9 protein-coding genes are annotated in these 16,718 nt (G+C 63.1%); 7 read left to right on the top strand and 2 right to left on the bottom strand.

Annotated features, from left to right (window positions below):
• Positions 1 to 267: 267 nt before the first annotated feature.
• The 7 genes from C4S68_RS18070 (at position 268) to C4S68_RS18100 (ending at position 10,619) form a co-directional block, all read left to right on the top strand.
• Complete coding sequence (locus C4S68_RS18070; protein ID WP_103934526.1) at positions 268 to 3,063, top strand: GAF domain-containing hybrid sensor histidine kinase/response regulator; 2,796 nt, start codon at positions 268 to 270, stop codon at positions 3,061 to 3,063.
• Between the two features lie 239 nt (positions 3,064 to 3,302).
• Positions 3,303 to 5,012: a VWA domain-containing protein gene (locus C4S68_RS18075; protein WP_103934527.1), complete on the top strand. Its 1,710-nt coding sequence runs from the start codon at positions 3,303 to 3,305 to the stop codon at positions 5,010 to 5,012.
• 42 nt (positions 5,013 to 5,054) lie between these two features.
• Positions 5,055 to 6,011, top strand: a complete 957-nt coding sequence (locus C4S68_RS18080) for a sugar phosphate isomerase/epimerase family protein (protein ID WP_103934528.1) — start codon at positions 5,055 to 5,057, stop codon at positions 6,009 to 6,011.
• Between the two features lie 150 nt (positions 6,012 to 6,161).
• Positions 6,162 to 7,022 (top strand): SDR family oxidoreductase, encoded by an 861-nt coding sequence (locus C4S68_RS18085; protein WP_103934529.1) that lies wholly within the window; start codon positions 6,162 to 6,164, stop codon positions 7,020 to 7,022.
• Positions 7,023 to 7,094: 72 nt separating this feature from the next.
• Entirely contained in the window at positions 7,095 to 7,868 is a 774-nt protein-coding gene (locus C4S68_RS18090) for an SDR family NAD(P)-dependent oxidoreductase (RefSeq protein WP_103934530.1), read from the top strand.
• 240 nt (positions 7,869 to 8,108) lie between these two features.
• Positions 8,109 to 8,954, top strand: a complete 846-nt coding sequence (locus C4S68_RS18095; protein ID WP_103934531.1) for an SDR family oxidoreductase — start codon at positions 8,109 to 8,111, stop codon at positions 8,952 to 8,954.
• Positions 8,955 to 9,311: 357 nt separating this feature from the next.
• The gene (locus C4S68_RS18100; protein ID WP_160115224.1) at positions 9,312 to 10,619 is read left to right on the top strand and encodes an acyltransferase family protein; all 1,308 of its coding nucleotides are present in this window, start codon (positions 9,312 to 9,314) and stop codon (positions 10,617 to 10,619) included.
• Here C4S68_RS18100 and C4S68_RS18105 read toward each other — a convergent pair.
• The gene (locus tag C4S68_RS18105; RefSeq protein WP_103934533.1) at positions 10,609 to 14,724 is read right to left on the bottom strand and encodes an Ig-like domain repeat protein; all 4,116 of its coding nucleotides are present in this window, start codon (positions 14,722 to 14,724) and stop codon (positions 10,609 to 10,611) included. The two genes, C4S68_RS18100 and C4S68_RS18105, sit on opposite strands and share 11 nt — an antisense overlap.
• Before the next feature lie 200 nt (positions 14,725 to 14,924).
• Positions 14,925 to 16,637 (bottom strand): RNA polymerase sigma factor RpoD, encoded by a 1,713-nt coding sequence (rpoD, locus tag C4S68_RS18110; RefSeq protein WP_103934534.1) that lies wholly within the window; start codon positions 16,635 to 16,637, stop codon positions 14,925 to 14,927.
• Positions 16,638 to 16,718: the final 81 nt, after the last annotated feature.

The following is a 16,718-nucleotide window of genomic DNA, read 5'->3' on the forward strand; positions in this document are numbered from 1 at the left end:
CAGTACAACTGGCATCGACCTCATACCAGCCTCGATCGAAAACCTCCCATCAGCCGATCTGGACTCAACGTAAATAACCTGCTGATACACCACAGGTAAAGCCGCGTTGAAATGATGCCACGTGCGGCGGGACCAAAGTCCTGCCCTGACAAGACGAGAACTTGTTCAGATGTTCCATAGGCGTGACTTGGGTCACAGGGAGATAGGCTTGCGGCGGATACACTGGCGGCCGCTGTCCCTATCATCCGGGGCCGCTGAGGCGCTGGCATGGCAACCGTCTCTTTTCGTGGCCTCACGTCTCGATCTGCGCGGTTCGGGGCAGCGGCTGGGATCGTTGCGCTGGTGTTTGGGCTTCAGTTTCTGCTGGTGCGACTGGTTGGGCCGCTTCCTCCTTATCTTCTGTTCTATCCGGCAGTGATGCTGGCGGCCCTGTTTGCAGGGGTGTGGCCGGGGATTCTTGCTACGGGTCTCTCCGCGGTGGCCGTGGATATCTGGCTGCTGCCGCCGGTTGGCCGCCTGTCGATTGTGAACCGGGCGGATGCGGTGTCCATGGTGTGTTTTGGAGGCATGGGCCTGCTGATGAGCGTGGTGGCGGAGCGCTACCGGCGCGGTCAACGGAAGCTGGCGGAGTCCGCCGAGGCGCGGCTGCAGCTGTTTGTGGAGTACGCTCCGGCGGCGCTGGCGATGTTTGACCGCGAGATGCGGTACGTATGCGCCAGCGAGCGCTGGATGTCAGGCGTTGGGTTGGATGTCGCGAATCCGCGCGGCAAGTCTCACTACGAGGTCTACCCCGGCTTGCCTGAGGCATGGAAGGAAGAGCATCGGCGGGGCCTTACGGGCGAGACCATCGAGCGTGAAGCGGAGAGGTTCGACAGCCCGGACGGCCGCGTGCGCTGGCTGCATCGGGAGATACGGCCCTGGATCGATACGAATGGCGAGGTCGGCGGCATCATCGTCTTCAGCGAGGATGTTACGGAGCGGAGGCGGACGCAGGAGCAGCTGGAGCGACTGGGCCGGACCTATGCGGTGCTGTGCGATATCAACCAGACGATCGTGCGTGAGAAGGACCGGGGAGCGATGTTGTCTGCGGCTTGCCGCATTGCGGTGGAGCGGGGCAACTTCGGGATGGCGTGGATCGGGGTGATCGATCTTGCCACGGGCCGGATCTCGGTGCTGACGTCCAGTGGGGATGACGACGGGTACCTGGAGCGGGTCGGCGTGGGCAAAGATGATCCACGCATGCTGGACTGCCCAGCCACGGAATCTGTTCGCACCGGGGAGCGGGTGGTGTGTAACGACATCGCTACGGATCCTCGCTTCCGGCTGTGGAGGGACGAAGGGCTGACGAGCGGATTTGGCTCCATGGCATCGTTCCCGCTGAGGCTGAAGGATGAGGTCTGCGGCGTGTTCGTTCTCTATGCGGAGGAAGCGGGGTTCTTCGATACGCAGGAACTGGCGCTGCTGGACGAGATGGCGATGGATATCTCGTACGCGATGGACTTGAGCCAGCGAGAAGACGAACGGCTGAAGGTGGAGGAGGAGCTGCGCTGGCGGACGACGTTCTTCGAGGCGCTGCTGGAGTCGTCGCCTGACGCCATCAGCGTGACGGATGTCGACCGGCGAGTGATCTTCCAGAACCAGCAGTTTGCGCGTGTGTGGAACCTGCCGCAGGAGGTGGCGCGTGGCGAGTCGTCGTTGCGGCGGGAGTTTGTACGCTTGAGAGCGAAGGATCCGGAGAGGCACATCCAGCGGGTAGAGGAGATCTACGCTCATCCCGAGATGGTCACGCAGGACGAGTGTGAGCTGCTGAACGGGACACTTCTGAGCCGGTTCACCTCGCCGGTGACCGACCCTTCGGGAAAGTATCTGGGCAGGATCTGGGTCTTCCAGGACATCACACAGCAGCGACAGCTGGAGCGGCAACTGCGTCAGTCGCAAAAGATGGAGGCGGTGGGCCAGCTGACGGGCGGCATCGCGCACGACTTCAATAATCTTCTGGGGATCATCCTCGGCAACCTGGAACTTCTGGAGGTGATGCTGGCGGGCGATGAGGCGGCAAAGCAGCGTCTGCAGACGGTGCGGATGGCCTCGGAGCGCGGCGCGGATGTGACCCGGCGCCTGCTCTCGTTTTCGAGGAGCGGGGAGCTGAAGCCATCCCCCACGAAGCTTGATCGAAGCATCGCGAATGTTGTCGGTCTGGCAAGGACCATGGGGCCCGACATTGAATTTGCGATGCAGGTCGATGCATCGATTCCTCCGGTGCTTGTGGATTCTTCCGGCCTGGAGAGCGCGCTGCTGAACCTGATTGTGAATTCTCGGGACGCGATGCCCGGCGGAGGGGTCATCACGATTGCGACCCGCTCCACGCACCTGGAGGGAACTCATCCGCTGGTGCGGGCGAGGGAGCTGAAGGAAGACACGTACGCGTGCATCCAGATCTCCGATACGGGCTTCGGGATGTCGAGCGAGACGCTGGAAAAGGTCTTCGAGCCGTTCTTCACCACCAAGCAGCCGGGGCATGGAACCGGGCTGGGCCTTGCGATGGTGTACGGATTTGTGAAGCAATCGGGCGGCGCCGTGCGGATTTACAGCGAAGAGAATCATGGCACAACGGTGACGGTGTATCTCCCGCTGATGGATGGGGGCACACTGCGAGAGTCGCCCGCGGTGCATTCGGCGACGGCTGCGCAGCAATGCGGAAATGTTCTGCTGGTGGATGATGAGCCGGGGCTGGTGGAGCTGGCGGAGATCTACCTGGAGGCGCTGGGCTATACCGTCTTTGCTGCTCAGACGCCGGCGGAGGCGCTGAAGATTGCTGCACAGGAGGAGAAGCTCGATCTGTTGATTACCGACATCATCATGCCGGGCGGGATGAATGGTGTGGAGCTGGCACGCGAGATACGGGAGCAGTTTCCGGATATTCGGGTGATTTACAGCTCGGGCTATCCGGCCAATGCCATGGCGGGCCGCGGGTTACCGACGCTGGATGGAAGCTTCCTGCGAAAGCCTTACCAGCGATCGGAGTTCGACAGGGCGGTGCGGATGGCGATGGCTGTGGTCTGAGTGTTGGGGGGGGCTCGCGTGTTGCTGCTTGCGGCTTGTGCTGCTTTTTCGCATGAACAGAGCCTGATTGTGAATGGACCCGCGCGAGTTACTCCGGGTGGTGCGGTGTGCGCCGGGAGTTACCCGGCGAACAGCAGCGGGGGCGGCTGCGATGAACGTACAGGGTGCAAGGTGTGGCCGGTGTCAGCCGGAGTAAGATCGAGCCACCGGTTTCCACCTCTGATTTGTGAAGGTCTGCCATGCGTTTGTCGCCCTGGGGTTGTGCGGTTGTACTTTTGTGTGCGCTGCCTTTGGGGGCGCAGGAGTCTGCGGCCACGACGCAGGTGTTGCATGTGGACTCGCGGCTGGTGGTGGTGGATGTGACGGTGACGGACTCGCATGGAGCGCCGGTGCACTCGTTGCCGAAGTCCGCGTTCAAGCTGACGGAGTCAGGGCATGCGCAGGTGTTGAGCGGTGTGGAGGAGCATACGGCTCCGAGGAGTCCGGATGCTGCGAAGGCTTTGCCGCTGCAGCCTGGGGTGTTTTCGAACGTGGTGTCCGCAACGCCCGAGTCGGCTCCGCCTACGATTCTGCTGATCGACTTTCTGAATACACCGTTGTCGAGCCAGGGCTGGGTGAAGGAGAAGCTGCTGGAGTATCTGCGGACGGCTCCGTCAAACGGGCGAACGGCGATCTGCGTCCTGAACACGCGGCTGGTGATGTTGCAGAACCTGACGTCGGACCCGACGCTGCTGCGTGCAGCGCTGGAGAAGGCGCAGCCGAGGGCCTCGTCGACGGGCAATGGGGATGTGGACCGCGCGTTCGACAAGACGCAGATTCCGGAGGAGGCGCGGGATGCGTTCCGCGAGAATCCGGCGTGGACGGAGATCAACGAGCACCAGAGGGCTGATGTTTCGCTGCAGGGATTTCATCAGCTGGCGCTGTATCTTGCGGGGATACCGGGGCGCAAGAACCTGATCTGGTTTTCGTCGGCGTTTCCGTTGAACCTGCTGCCGCGATGGAACCGTAGTCGAGGGGACACGCAGTGGGAGAAGGAGTACCGCGAGACGGTGGACCTGCTGACACGGAGCCGGGTGGCGATCTACCCGGTGGATTCGCGGGGGATCGAGATTGCGCCGCTGGTGACGTCGTCGCGGAGCCGGACGGCGGTTGACTTCAGCGATGTGAACGTGGAAACACAGTCGGCCATGATGGAGATCGCGGACGATACGGGCGGCAAGGCGTTTCTGAACACGAATGGCATTGCGCAGGCTGTAGCGAACGTGGTGGCGGCGGGGTCGGAGTACTACACGCTGACGTATGTACCGACGGATGCGGAGGCGCATGGGGAGTACCGCCCGATTCATGTGGAGGTGACGCCGTCGAACGGGTATAAGCTTTCGTATCGTCGCGGGTATGACGCGGTGGTTGCGGACCATGCTGTGAAGGCCGAAGCGAAAGAGGTTGCGGACTCAACGGTGAAGGCGGCTGCGGCGTTCCTTGCGCCGCCATCGACGCAGATCGGGTTCTTTGCGCGTGTGCTTCCGGTGGGTGGCGGCGAGGTTGGGGCTTCGCTTCGGCAGGCTACGGATTCGGGCCGGCGCGGGCCGCGCAACGGGCCGATTGAGGACGCTGAGGGAGGCGAGGGCCGGCGCTACCGGATTGAGTACTCGACCGACCTGAGCAACCTGACGATTACGAGCGGTGAGGATGGGAAGCACATGGCGCATGTGGAGTTCCTGGCGCTGGCGTATGACGCGCAGGGCCGCGTGCTGCGGTCGTACAGCAGGCCTCTGCATATGACGTGGACGGCGGAGCAGTTTTCCACGGCGGTGCAGCATGGAGCGCGCTATGCGCAGGAGATCAACCTGCCGGGCGATGGTGCGATTACGCTGCGGCTGTTTGTGCATGACCTGACCAGCGACCACCTGGGCTCGCTGGATGTGCCGGCTTCGGCGCTGAAGCGGTAGAGCGAACGAAGCGGTGGGGCGTGCGCTGTATTCTTGAGGCCTATGTCGACGGGTTCAGGAATTGGATTGGCGGCGGGTTCGATTGGCGTGATGCAGGGCAGGCTGGCTCCGCCAGAGGATGGACGGTTTCAGTCGTTTCCGCGGGCGGCGTGGCGCGAGGAGTTTGCGCGGGCGCAGGCGGCAGGGCTGGCGTACATCGAGTGGATCCACGATGCGTATGGGGCTGCGCCGCGAGTGGATGGGAGTGCGACGTGGGGTGGAGCGCCCGACCCGCGATGGTTGCGCGAGGCTGGGGATGCTCGGGTCTATGTGGGTGGGGCGAATCCGATCTTTAGCGAAATGGGCCTGGCGGCGATGGACCTGCTGAAGGCGGAGACGGGAATTGCTACGCCGGCGCTGTGCGGGGACTGGTTCATGGACTTTCCGCTGATCCGTTGCACAGAGACAGAGCGCGAGGAGCGTGAGCGGCATTTGCACGAGCTGATCCCGATCGCGAAGCGGATTGGCGCGGTGAAGATGGTGCTGCCGTTTGTGGACCAGTCGCGCATGACGAACGAGGATGAGAAGCAGCAGATGATCGGTGTGCTGGAGCGGGCGCTGCCGGTGGCGGAGCGGCATGGTGTGGAGCTGCATCTGGAGGCCGACTTTGGTCCGGCGGAGTTTGCTGAGTTCCTCGCGCGGATTCCGCATCCGATGCTGAAGGTGAACTGGGACTCGGGGAACTCGTCGGGGTTGGGGTTTGTGGCCAGCGAAGAGTTTGCGGCGTATGGTGCGCGTGTGGGTTCGGTGCACATCAAGGACCGGTACCGGAAGCCGGAGGGCGGCATTGAGACGCGGCCGCTGGGGACGGGCTCGGCGGACTTTGACGATGTGTTTCGGGCGGTGAAGTCGATTGGGTATACCGGTGGATTCACGCTGCAGGTGGCTCGTGGTGTGCCGGGCGATGAGGTGGAGTTTTTGAAGGGGCAGGCGGAGTTTGTGCGGGGGGGGCTGGAGTAAGAGGTGCTGGTAAGTGGTACGTGCTTCGTTGCTGTAGAGGGGCGAGGTGCTCAGGTCTGCAGGCACGAGGTTTTTGGGCGGGGCTGGGTTCTGTTGAGCGGTGAGCTTTGAGCGATTGAGGTTTGAGGAAGACAGGAATCGGGGTGTGGTTTGGCGTTGACGCGTGAGGATCTGCAGCGAGAGTCGTTGTTCTCGCTGGAAGGCAAGACGGCGGTGTTGACGGGAGCTTCGGGGTTCCTGGGGCGGACGTTTGCGTTGGCGTTGCTGGCGAATGGAGCGCGGGTGGTGGCGCTGGGGCGCAGCGAGCGGTTGAAGATCGAAGCCGCGAAGTGGGCTGCGGAGTTTGGCGCGGACAAGATTGCGGTGGAGCAGATCGATATGTACGACCGCGAGGCGCTGGCTGGGTTGTGTGGCGAGATTGCCGCGCGGGAGAAGACCATCGATGTGCTGATCAACAATGCGCATGAGCTGGGCGCGGCGACGGGGTTCAATGTGCCGGAGGGTTCGCTGGAGAACTCGACCTTTGACCAGTGGCAACGGAACCTGCAGGGCGGTGTGTACTGGGCGGTGCAGACGACGCAGACGCTGGGCGTGAAGATGAAGGCGCAGAAGCGCGGGTCGATTGTGAACATCGCGACGATGTATGCGACGGTGGCTCCGCGGCCGCAGCTGTATGAGGGGACGGAGTCGCTGAATCCTCCGGGATATTCAGCGTCGAAGGCGGCGCTGCTGGCGTTTACGAGATATACGGCGAGTTTCTGGGGGCATAGCGGTGTGCGTGCGAACTGTATCTCGCCGGGGCCGTTTTCTAACACGGAGGATGTGGGCATGGGGCAGAACGCGGTGCAGGAAGATTCGCCGTTTGTGCAGAAGCTGAAGGGCTATACGGTGCTGGGGCGCATTGGCCGGCCGATTGAGTTATGCGGGGCGCTGGTGTTTCTGGCGAGCGATGCGAGCACGTATGTGACGGGGCAGAATGTTGTGGTGGATGGTGGATGGACGGCTGTGTAGCAGCAGAACAGCTGAGTAGCAGAACAGCAGAACAGCTAAGAGCTAGGAACAGCAACTCGGAAGTGAGTGGCGATGGATCTGGGATTGAGCGGCAAGGTTTGTTTCGTGGCGGGCAGCTCGCGGGGGATTGGGCGGGCGATTGCTGCGGCGTTGCTGGACGAGGGCGCGTGCGTGGTGTTGACGGGGCGCGATCATGAGGCGCTCGAGCTGACGTTGCGGGACCTGGCGAACGCTTCGAACTATGAGCGCATTCTGCCGATTGCGGGAGACCTCTCCAACGCCGCGGTGATTGCGAGCGCGATGGATCGGACGGTCGCGCACTTTGGGCGGATCGATCACCTGATTGCGAACCTGGGCACGGGTGCGGGCAAGCCGGGTTGGGACCAGCCGGAAGAGGAGTGGACGCGGTTGTTCGAGGCGAACTTCTTTGCGAGCGTGCGGCTGACGCAGGCGGTGCTGCCGCACCTGAAGGAGCGTGGCGGGAGCGTGCTGTTCATCTCGTCGATTGTGGCGGTGGAGGCTACGCCGGCGCCGTTGCCTTACTCGGCGGCGAAGGCTGCGCTGAATAACTATGCGAAGAACCTCTCGCGGATGGTGGCGGTGGACAAGGTTCGCGTGAACACGATCGCTCCGGGGAATATTTTGTTTGCGGGCGGGAGCTGGGAGAAGCGGATCGCGGCGAATCGCGAGGGTGTGGAAGAGATGCTGAAGACGCAGGTGCCGCAGCAGAGGTTTGGCACGCTGGAGGAGATCGCGTCGCTGGCGGTGTATCTGTGCTCGGAGCAGGCGGGGTTTGCGACGGGGAGTTGTTACGTGATGGATGGTGGGCAGACGCGGGTGGTGTAGGGGCTCCGTTCTGCGTTCTACGTTCTACGAGTTTGGGGAGCGGCGGGCGAGGTGTTGGCCGGAGATGTTCTGCGAACGCGCAGCTCTTTGAGAGATGGGGCAGCCTGCGTGGATGGGTGGGAGCGAGAGAGAGCCTGTAGCTGTAGAGCGATGAGGTCGTCAGGGCGCCCGCTCGGCGGGCTGGAGGTTTGAGGGGTGCCGTGCCGGGCGGTCGCAGGCGCGGTTTGCGATACTGCTTGCATGAGTGGCAAGCAGGGACGTGTGGAACAACTCTTCGATCTGACAGGGCGTGTGGCGATCATTACGGGTGGCGCGGGGCTGTTGGGGTATCACCATGGGGCGATTCTGGCGGAGGCTGGAGCGAGCGTGGTGCTGCTTGATCTGGCGGCGGCGAACCCTTCGCTGCGGGCGGACCAGTTGCAGGCGGCGCATGGGCCGAAGTGCCTGGGGCTGGCGGTGGACATCACCAGCGAGCACTCGATTGAGGAGGCCTGCAAGGCGATTCTCGCGGAGTTTGGGCGCGTGGACATCCTGATCAACAACGCGGCGAACAATCCGAAGGTGGAAGATCAGAAGCCGGGCAAGCCATGGTCGCGGCTGGAGAATTTTCCGCTGAAGACGTGGAACGACGACATTGCGGTGGGGCTGACGGGGGCGTTTCTGTGCGCGCGGATCTTCGGGCAGGAGATGGCCAAGGCCGGGGTAGGCGTGATCCTGAATGTGGCGAGCGACCTGGCGGTGATTGCGCCGGATCAGCGGCTGTATCGGCAGGAGGGTTTGCCGGAGCATGAGCAGCCGGTGAAGCCGGTGACGTACTCGGTGGTGAAGACCGCGCTGCTGGGGCTGACGCGGTATCTGGCGACGTACTGGGTAGAGCAGGGTGTGCGGGTGAATGCGATCTCGCCGGGAGGGGTGGCGAACGGGCAACCGGATGAGTTCACGGCGAAGCTGCACGCGCTGATCCCGATGGCGCGGATGGCGAAGAAGGATGAGTACCAGGGCGCGGTGCTGTTTCTGTGCTCGGATGCGAGCAGCTACATGACGGGGCAGAACCTGGTTGTGGATGGCGGGCGCAGCGTGTTGTAAGGAAGGTCTGATCAGGACTCGAACGTTCCCTCAGCGGCTGAAGCCGCGTTGAAATGATGCCGCTTACGGCGGGACTGGAGTCCCGCAGTAACAAGACAGGGGCTTGTTCAGAGGGGCCTTCGGGGGCTTTCCGGGGGACGCCGTTTTGGTCTTAGCCTGCACGGCGTACCCATGTGGCGGTGATGGAGGTTGAGGTACCTGCACCACCAAAGCCACGGCGACTAACACAACGGTAGCGTTGCCGGGCGAGGGTTGTTGGCAGGAGCATGGGGATATTCCCAGAGGTTTGGGCATATTCCGGGCTCCAGCAGAGAAACCCTCATTATGTCTTCCCCAGCCATCAGGTGCGGGGCTTCTGTGGCGTCTTCGCCGCAGCGAGCCGCTGCCGTCGCGGATACTGCCCAGGTCTGGGTGAAGCCCCACTATGCGAGCTTTCAGGGCCTGCGTGGACTCGCGGTGCTTGCGGTGACGCTGCACCACACGCCGATGGGGCCTTTCGCGGATGTGCAGCGCGGCATGGGATGGATGGGTGTCGACCTGTTCTTCGTGCTGTCGGGGTTTCTGATTACGGGGATCCTGTTCGACTCGCTGGAGCGGCCGGGTTACTTTCGCAACTTCTATGTGCGGCGTTCGCTGCGGATCTTCCCGATCTATTACCTGGCGTTTGCGTTGCTGCTGGTGGCGACACCGTTGCTGCGGCTGCGATGGAGCTTGTGGTCGCTGGCGTACCTGGGCTATGGCGGCAATTTTGTGGTGCCGTTTCTTGACCTTGTGCGGCACAACCCTACGCAGGTGCTGATGCAGGTGCGTGGCCACTGGACGATGGTGTGTGATCTGGGTCCGTTGTGGAGTTTGTGTGTTGAGGAGCAGTTCTACCTGGTGTGGCCAGCGGTGGTGTGGTTTGTGCGCGACAGGCGCACGCTGATGCGCCTGTGCGCGGTGATCTTTATGGTGGCTCCTGTGTTTCGTACGGCGGCGTATCTCACGGCGCCGCCTCGCGAGATCGGTGGGTTCCTGCTGTTGTGGAGCAGCTTTACGCGCTGCGACACGCTGCTGGTGGGCGCATGGCTGGCGCTGTGGCTTCGTGGCGAGAAGCTGACGCGAAGCAAGCTGCGCGGTCTGGGTTGCGGGCTGATTGCCGGGGCCGGGCTGATGCTTGTGCCGAGCCTGCTGCAGCTGATCCAGGGCGCTCGCATGGCGGCAAATGATGGCAGGATTGGCATGGCGTGGGCGCACCCGGCGACGAACCCCTTCACGGTCACGGTGGGCCTGTCGCTCAACGCGCTGGTGTGTGCGGGCGTGCTGCTGCTGGCGCTGGATGAGACGACGTGGCTGAGCCGGATGCTGCGGTTGCGCTGGCTCGCCGGGGTGGGAACGATCAGCTATGGGGTGTACTTCTACGCGGGTTGGCTGGGCGCTGACGGTAGGTTCCTGACGGTGCTGAACCCGAAGCTGGCGGGTGCGGCTCCGATGTTGCACCTGCTGCTGACGCTGGTTGTTGCGGCGCTCAGCTACAGGTTGCTCGAAGCTCCGATTCTGCGGCTGAAGGAGCGATATGCTCCGGCGAGGCGATGGGACGTCAGGCCGGAGGTCGAGCAGCTTGCGGTGATCTCTGAGGCCGGTGCGGCATGGAGCCCGCAGCGTGGGCGTTCCGTTACCGCGTGACGTTGAGCGTGAAGCTGGCGGTATGGCTTACCGGGGCGGTGACCTGGCTGGATTGTCCGGCTGCGGTGACGGTGACCTGGTAGCTTCCGGGCTCGACGCTGTTGGGCAGGTGGTTGCTGCAGGAGCTGAGCCCTGTGACTGCGAGAGCGAGCAGGACGAGCGGCAGCAGGCGGCGCAGGCGTCGACTGCGCGAGCCGAGACACAACAAGGGTAGTGGGAAGAGCAGCGCCAGGGCGACGCGCTCGAGGGAGCGCAGCGGCTGGCGTTGTTGCGTGCGTGGACCGGGGCCAACGGCGCCGTAGAAGTTGGGCACGCCGGAGGTGTCGACGGTCATGGTGACACTGGCCGTGCCGTTGAGCGGCAGCGTGACGGGTGGCGCGGTGCAGGTGAGGTAGGCGGGGTAGGGTTCTGTGCAGCCGATGTTGACCGTGCCGTTGAAGCCGTTGATGGAGGCGAGGCTGAGGGTGATGGTGCTCTTGTGCAGGGTCTCGATGGTGACGGAGGGCTGCGGGATGGCGACGGAGAAGTCGGGCAGGACGATGACTTCGGAGACGGGGCCTGCGGAGGAGCCGGTGAGGTCGGCGTCGCCGGCATAGACGGCCGTGACGACATCGGTTCCGGCGGGCAGCGCTGTTGTGGTGAGTGTGGCGACGTTGTTGATGATGGTCGCAGAGCCGAGGAGATTGCCGTTGGCGAGGAACTGAACCGTGCCAGTGGCTCCGATGGCGGCGGGCGGGAGGATGGCGCCGCCGGGGCCGAGGACCGGAGCTGCGTTGCCGGCGAGGGTCGCGGTGAAGGTGATGGGCTGGGTGACGTAGCCGCTTGAGGCGGAGGTCGTGAGGGTCATCGAGGAGCCCGAGGGCAGGACGATGTAGGGTGTGACCGCGGAGGTGCTGCCGGGGAAGTTGGCGTCTCCGAGGTACTTCGCGGTGAAGGGGCAGGAGCCGGCGGGTTCGGCGATCGCGGCGCCGATGGGTGCGGTGTAGCTGCCGTTGCCGTTGGCGTCGAGCGTGACGCGGTAGGTTGCGCCGTGGCAGAAGTCGAACTCGACCTGGCCGGTGGGGACGGCGCTGGTGGGGCCGTTGGCTCCGGTGACGTGCGTGCTGAAGGTGGTGCGCTGTCCGTAGTAGGAGGGTTCCGGGGAGACCTGGGCGGTGGTGGTGGTGCTGGGCGCTGGCGTGACGGTGATGGCGATGTTGTTGGTGTTGGAGAGCTGCAATGAGGCGGTGCCGTTGAAGGAGGCCGAGACGTTATAGATCTGGGAGTTGACTCCGGCGGCGTAGAGGCTGCTGGTGGTGTAGACGGCCTTGCCGGTGGCGTCGGTGGTGAGCTGGACGTAGGTTGCTGCGCCGCCCTGGGGGACGATCTTGAGGGTGACGGGCTGGTTGGCCACGAGGGAGGAGCCCGCGGAGGTGGTGGCGAGCTGGACGGTGAGGGTGAGCGGGGTGAGCTCGGGGAGGGTGGTGGCGCTGGGGTTGAGGGTAAGCGAAGAAGGCGAAGCGGTGATGGTGAGGGTGACGTAGTTGGAGTTGGCCTGGGCGTAGGTGGTGTCGCCCATGTAGACCGCGAGGATGTAATCTGTGCCGCCGAGGAAGCCAGTCGAGGTGAAGGTAGCGACGCCGTTGGTGAGGTCGGCGTAACCGATGAGGTTGCCGGTGACGCCCGTCTGGGCGCTGGTGTAGAAGAGGACGCGCCCGGTAGGAATAGCAGTGCTGGAGGGCGTTCCGGAGCTGACGTTGGCCGTGAGCGTGAAGCTGGTGGAGGTGGTGCCGGAGCCGGGAGTGACCGTGAGCGCGGCGACGCTGGGCAGGCCGTTGACGACCTGGTTGAGGCTGGCGCTGGAGGTGGTGAAGCCCGCGGCGGGCACGTAGACGGCGGCGATCTGGTGGTACGCGCTGGTACCGAGATCGCTGGCGGTGAGGGTGCTGGTGGTGTAGGTGGCGCTGCCGGAGGCGTCGAGGGGAATGGTGGCGAGGGTCGTGTGGCCGTCGGAGAAGAGGATGGCGCCGGAGGGGATGGAGGTGCTTCCGGTGGCAGCGACCCTGGCGGTGAAGGTGACGGGCTGGGCGTAGGGGGAGGGGTTGGAACTGGAGGTGAGGGTGGTGGTGGTGGAGAGCTGAAGTGAATTCACGACAAGCGAGGTGCTCGTCGTTGCGGCTGTATGCGTTGCGTCGCCTCCATAAGAGGCCTGCAAGATGTGCGTGCCCGGCAAAGCGAAGGTGGTGGTCACGCTCGCCGCGCCGTTGGACGCTGGTGTGAGGGAAGCGATTTGCGTGTTGGTAGTTAAGTCGGTGATGACGACAGGGGAGAGTATGGCGCCATCGGGTGAGGTGATTGAGGTAGAGATGGTGTCACTCTGGCCGACGGCGACTGGATTCGGTGAGGCGGCCAGGGTAAGTCCGATCGCGACCCCGGTCACGTTGATCCATGTCCGGACGGACTCATTTGGGATGTAGCTGCCTTGCCCTGGATACACGCCTTCCAATGCATGCAGTCCAGGCGTCAGCGGGGGAAGGATGAAGTTAGCGTTGCCACTCCGATCTATGACCGCGGTGCCTATCGGCTGATTATCTTCGAGCAGTGTGACTGTACCGGTGGCCGGGCCGGTCGTGAAGAAGCCGGAAGGGATGTTCAGGTACGCGTTGACTGTTATCCCGCAGATCGGCGAGGAGCCGGCTGGTTGGAAGGCTGGTGCCGTGATCTCGGAGAAGGTCCAAGATGCGGGAGCGAGGCCGCTATATTCGTATGCGCCCATGTCTGTGACCGGATATGGACGTCCCGAACCGTTCTGTACACGGGCTGTGTTATCGAGATCGAGTATAAGCGGGTCGCTGGCAGCAGAGTTATTTCCGGAATCGATGGCCGGTGAGCCTGCGGCCAGATGAAAGTCTGCGGATGCCGTATTCCGAAAGTTCGGGTCAATGAAAAGGTTGCCGTAGGTGCCGGAGTCCGAGTCGCAAGGTATCGAACCGGAATGCGTTGCCGTATTGAAGATGAGATTGTGGTCCCAGATGTCGGGGAAACGGCCGGACGGAGTGCTTCCGCCGCCTTCTGCGGGGAAAATACCACAAACCATCACGGGGCCAATCGCATCGGTTCCCACAATGATATTGTTTGTCGCCTGGATAAAGACATTCGAAGTGACACTTATCTCAGTGGCGTCTGTCGCGGTGGGCACGGGCGTTGCTTGGCGGTTGCCGTAAATGGTGTCATTCGCGAGGGTAAGGTTCCCCCCGGTACCGAGCACGGCGGGACCGCCGTTCCCATAAATGAGACCGTTGGCAATGTAGACGGTGCCCGTGCCGGCCATGGCGATCCCTGCGCCATTGGCAGACGATCCGAGAGAATTGTTGCGGATGATCGTTTGTTGAATCTCGATGCCGATGCCGACGCCAGTCGACGCCGCAATGCCCCCACCGGAGTTTGCCTCGATGGTGCTGGATGAAACAGAGTTCACAATGTTGACCGGAGAATCGTTCAAAGCGAAATAGATACCCATGCCTGCCGCACATGCGCCGCCTAGCGCGGGCGAGATGGTGTTGTTCTGCACAAGGGCATTCCTGATATCTGCACCGGCCGTTAGCGCGTCGATTCCACAGGAGGCGTTGTTTTGGACGATGACGTTCTGGATGATTGCGATTCCAGTGACGACGATGCCCCCACCGTTATTCGAGGTGTCTCCGTAGCCGCCAAAGGTTGCGACAGGCACACCGTGCTGGATCGTGAATCCATAGAGGTCGGAAGGCGTCGTCGAGCTGCCGGAAGTGCCGAGGTAAACGGCCGGGCCGGTATTGTTACCGTCGATGATGGTGTTGGCTGCGCCGCCCGCGGGGGCGGGGGTGCTGGTGACCATGATCGCCTTGCCCTTGAAGTCGATGTTCTCGTAGTAGGTTCCTGGGTAGACGAGGACGGTGTCGCCGTTGGTGGAGGCGTCGATGGCGCTCTGGATGGTGGTGTAGGTCTGTCCCTGGCCGACGTTGCGGGTGGTCTGCGCGTGGAGCGCGGCGGTCGCGAGGGCGAGGGGCAGCAGGAAGGCAAGGGCGAGCAGGGTGCGCAGCTTGGGGTGCGGCTTGAAACGCGGCTTGAAACGCGGCTTGAAACGCATTGGGGGCCTTGAAGTGCTCAGGAATATCGTGTGCCCTGAGGATACTTCAGAAGCTGCGGATGGGGAGTGAGCTGCGGGAGCTTTTGGGAGCCCGAAAGGTTGTTGGGCGACGAAGGCTGGCTGTGAAGGTGGGAAAGAAAAAGGCGCGTCCCTTGCGGGGCGCGCCTTGTCTTTCGAGGTTGTTGTGGAGCGGTGAGGACTTAGAGTTCCTTGACGCCGTCGACGAAGGCGCGGAGTTTGCGCGAGCGGGATGGGTGGCGGAGCTTGCGGAGAGCCTTCGCTTCGATCTGACGGATCCGCTCGCGGGTGACCTGGAAGGACTGGCCGACCTCTTCGAGGGTGTGTTCGGAGCCGTCTTCGAGGCCGAAGCGCATCTTGATGACGCGCTCTTCGCGCGGGGTCAAGGTGCGGAGGACCTGCGAGGTGTACTCCTTCAGGTTGACCGAGATGACGGCGTCGGACGGGCTGACGGCCATGCGGTCCTCGATGAAGTCGCCGAGGTGCGAGTCTTCTTCCTCACCGATCGGAGTCTCGAGCGAGATGGGCTCCTGCGCGATCTTGAGGACCTTGCGGACCTTCGCGACGGGGATGTCCATGCGCTTGGCGATCTCTTCGGAGGAGGCTTCGCGGCCAAGCTCCTGCACCAGCTGACGCGAGGTGCGGATGAGCTTGTTGATGGTCTCGATCATGTGGACGGGAATACGAATCGTCCTTGCTTGATCAGCGATGGCGCGGGTGATGGCCTGACGGATCCACCAGGTGGCGTAGGTCGAGAACTTGTAGCCGCGGCGGTACTCGAACTTGTCCACGGCCTTCATCAGGCCGATGTTGCCTTCCTGGATGAGGTCGAGGAACTGCAGGCCGCGGTTGGTGTACTTCTTCGCGATGGAGACGACGAGACGAAGGTTGGCTTCGATGAGCTCCCGCTTGGCCTTCTCGGCGTCCATGTCGCCCTGGATGATCTCGCGCTGGGTGCGCTTGAGGTCTTCAAGGGGGATGCCGGCGTCGGCTTCGACGCGCTCGAGATCGATGCGGCAGTTCTTCTGCTGGCGCTTGTATTCCTTCTTCAGCTCCTCGGAGCGCGAAGCTTCGAACTTGGCTTCGAGCGAGCGGATCTGACGCTCCAGCGTGCGCATGGAGTCGACGGTCTTGTTGACCTTGTCGAGGAGGCGCTTCTTTTCGCCGTTGGTGTACTTGAGGTCGCGGACGATACGCGCGACGAACACCATCTCGCGGCCCATGAGCCAGCGATGCTTGCGGGTGAACTTCTGCTTGGCCTTGGCGTCCTTGCCCTGGGGATCGGCAGCCTTGGCTTCGTTCTCGGCAGCCTTCTTCTGGTGCTTGACGAGCTCGTCGATCTTGGCGGCGGTGGCCTTGACGCGGGCCTGCAGGATCTCTTCGGTGAGCTCTTCTTCGTCGAAGGTGACGACTTCCTTGATGTTGCGGACGCCACGCTTGAGGTCTTCGCCGAGGCCGACGATCTCGCGGATGACGATGGGCGAGCGGGAGACGGCCTTCATGACGCGGAGCTGGCCGCGCTCGATGCGCTTGGCGATCTCAACCTCACCCTCGCGGGTGAGCAGGGGAACGGTGCCCATCTCGCGGAGGTACATGCGGACGGGGTCGTTGGTCTTTTCGAGCTGACCGGGGGAGAGATCGAGTTCGACGTCGTCGGAGTCTTCTCCGGCTTCGGCGTCTTCGTTGTCGCCAGCACCACGGCCGCCACGGCCTTCGGTGAGGACATCGATACCCTGGGTGTTGATCGTCGTCATCAGGTCGTCGAGCTCATCGGGAGACGTGATGTCTCCGGGGAGCAGGTCGTTGACCTCGCCGTACGTCAGATAACCCTTCTCTTTGCCGGTCTCGATGATCCGGTCTACGTCTTCTTGGTAAGAATCCAGTTCTTCAGCCATAGAGGCACTCCTCGGACCCCAGGCGCACCCGGGCAGGGGTCAAAACATTCGCGGGATCACGACGCGACGATACGGGAGCGC

The organism is Bryocella elongata (assembly GCF_900108185.1).
GTDB classification, from domain to species: domain Bacteria; phylum Acidobacteriota; class Terriglobia; order Terriglobales; family Acidobacteriaceae; genus Granulicella; species Granulicella elongata.

Coding starts and splice junctions, on each gene's coding strand:
- C4S68_RS18075 (WP_103934527.1), top strand. CDS start 3,303: ATGCGTTTGTCGCCCTGGGGTTGTGCGGTTGTACTTTTGTGTGCGCTG.
- C4S68_RS18070 (WP_103934526.1), top strand. CDS start 268: ATGGCAACCGTCTCTTTTCGTGGCCTCACGTCTCGATCTGCGCGGTTC.
- C4S68_RS18080 (WP_103934528.1), top strand. CDS start 5,055: ATGTCGACGGGTTCAGGAATTGGATTGGCGGCGGGTTCGATTGGCGTG.
- rpoD (WP_103934534.1), bottom strand. CDS start 16,637: ATGGCTGAAGAACTGGATTCTTACCAAGAAGACGTAGACCGGATCATC.
- C4S68_RS18105 (WP_103934533.1), bottom strand. CDS start 14,724: ATGCGTTTCAAGCCGCGTTTCAAGCCGCGTTTCAAGCCGCACCCCAAG.
- C4S68_RS18095 (WP_103934531.1), top strand. CDS start 8,109: ATGAGTGGCAAGCAGGGACGTGTGGAACAACTCTTCGATCTGACAGGG.
- C4S68_RS18090 (WP_103934530.1), top strand. CDS start 7,095: ATGGATCTGGGATTGAGCGGCAAGGTTTGTTTCGTGGCGGGCAGCTCG.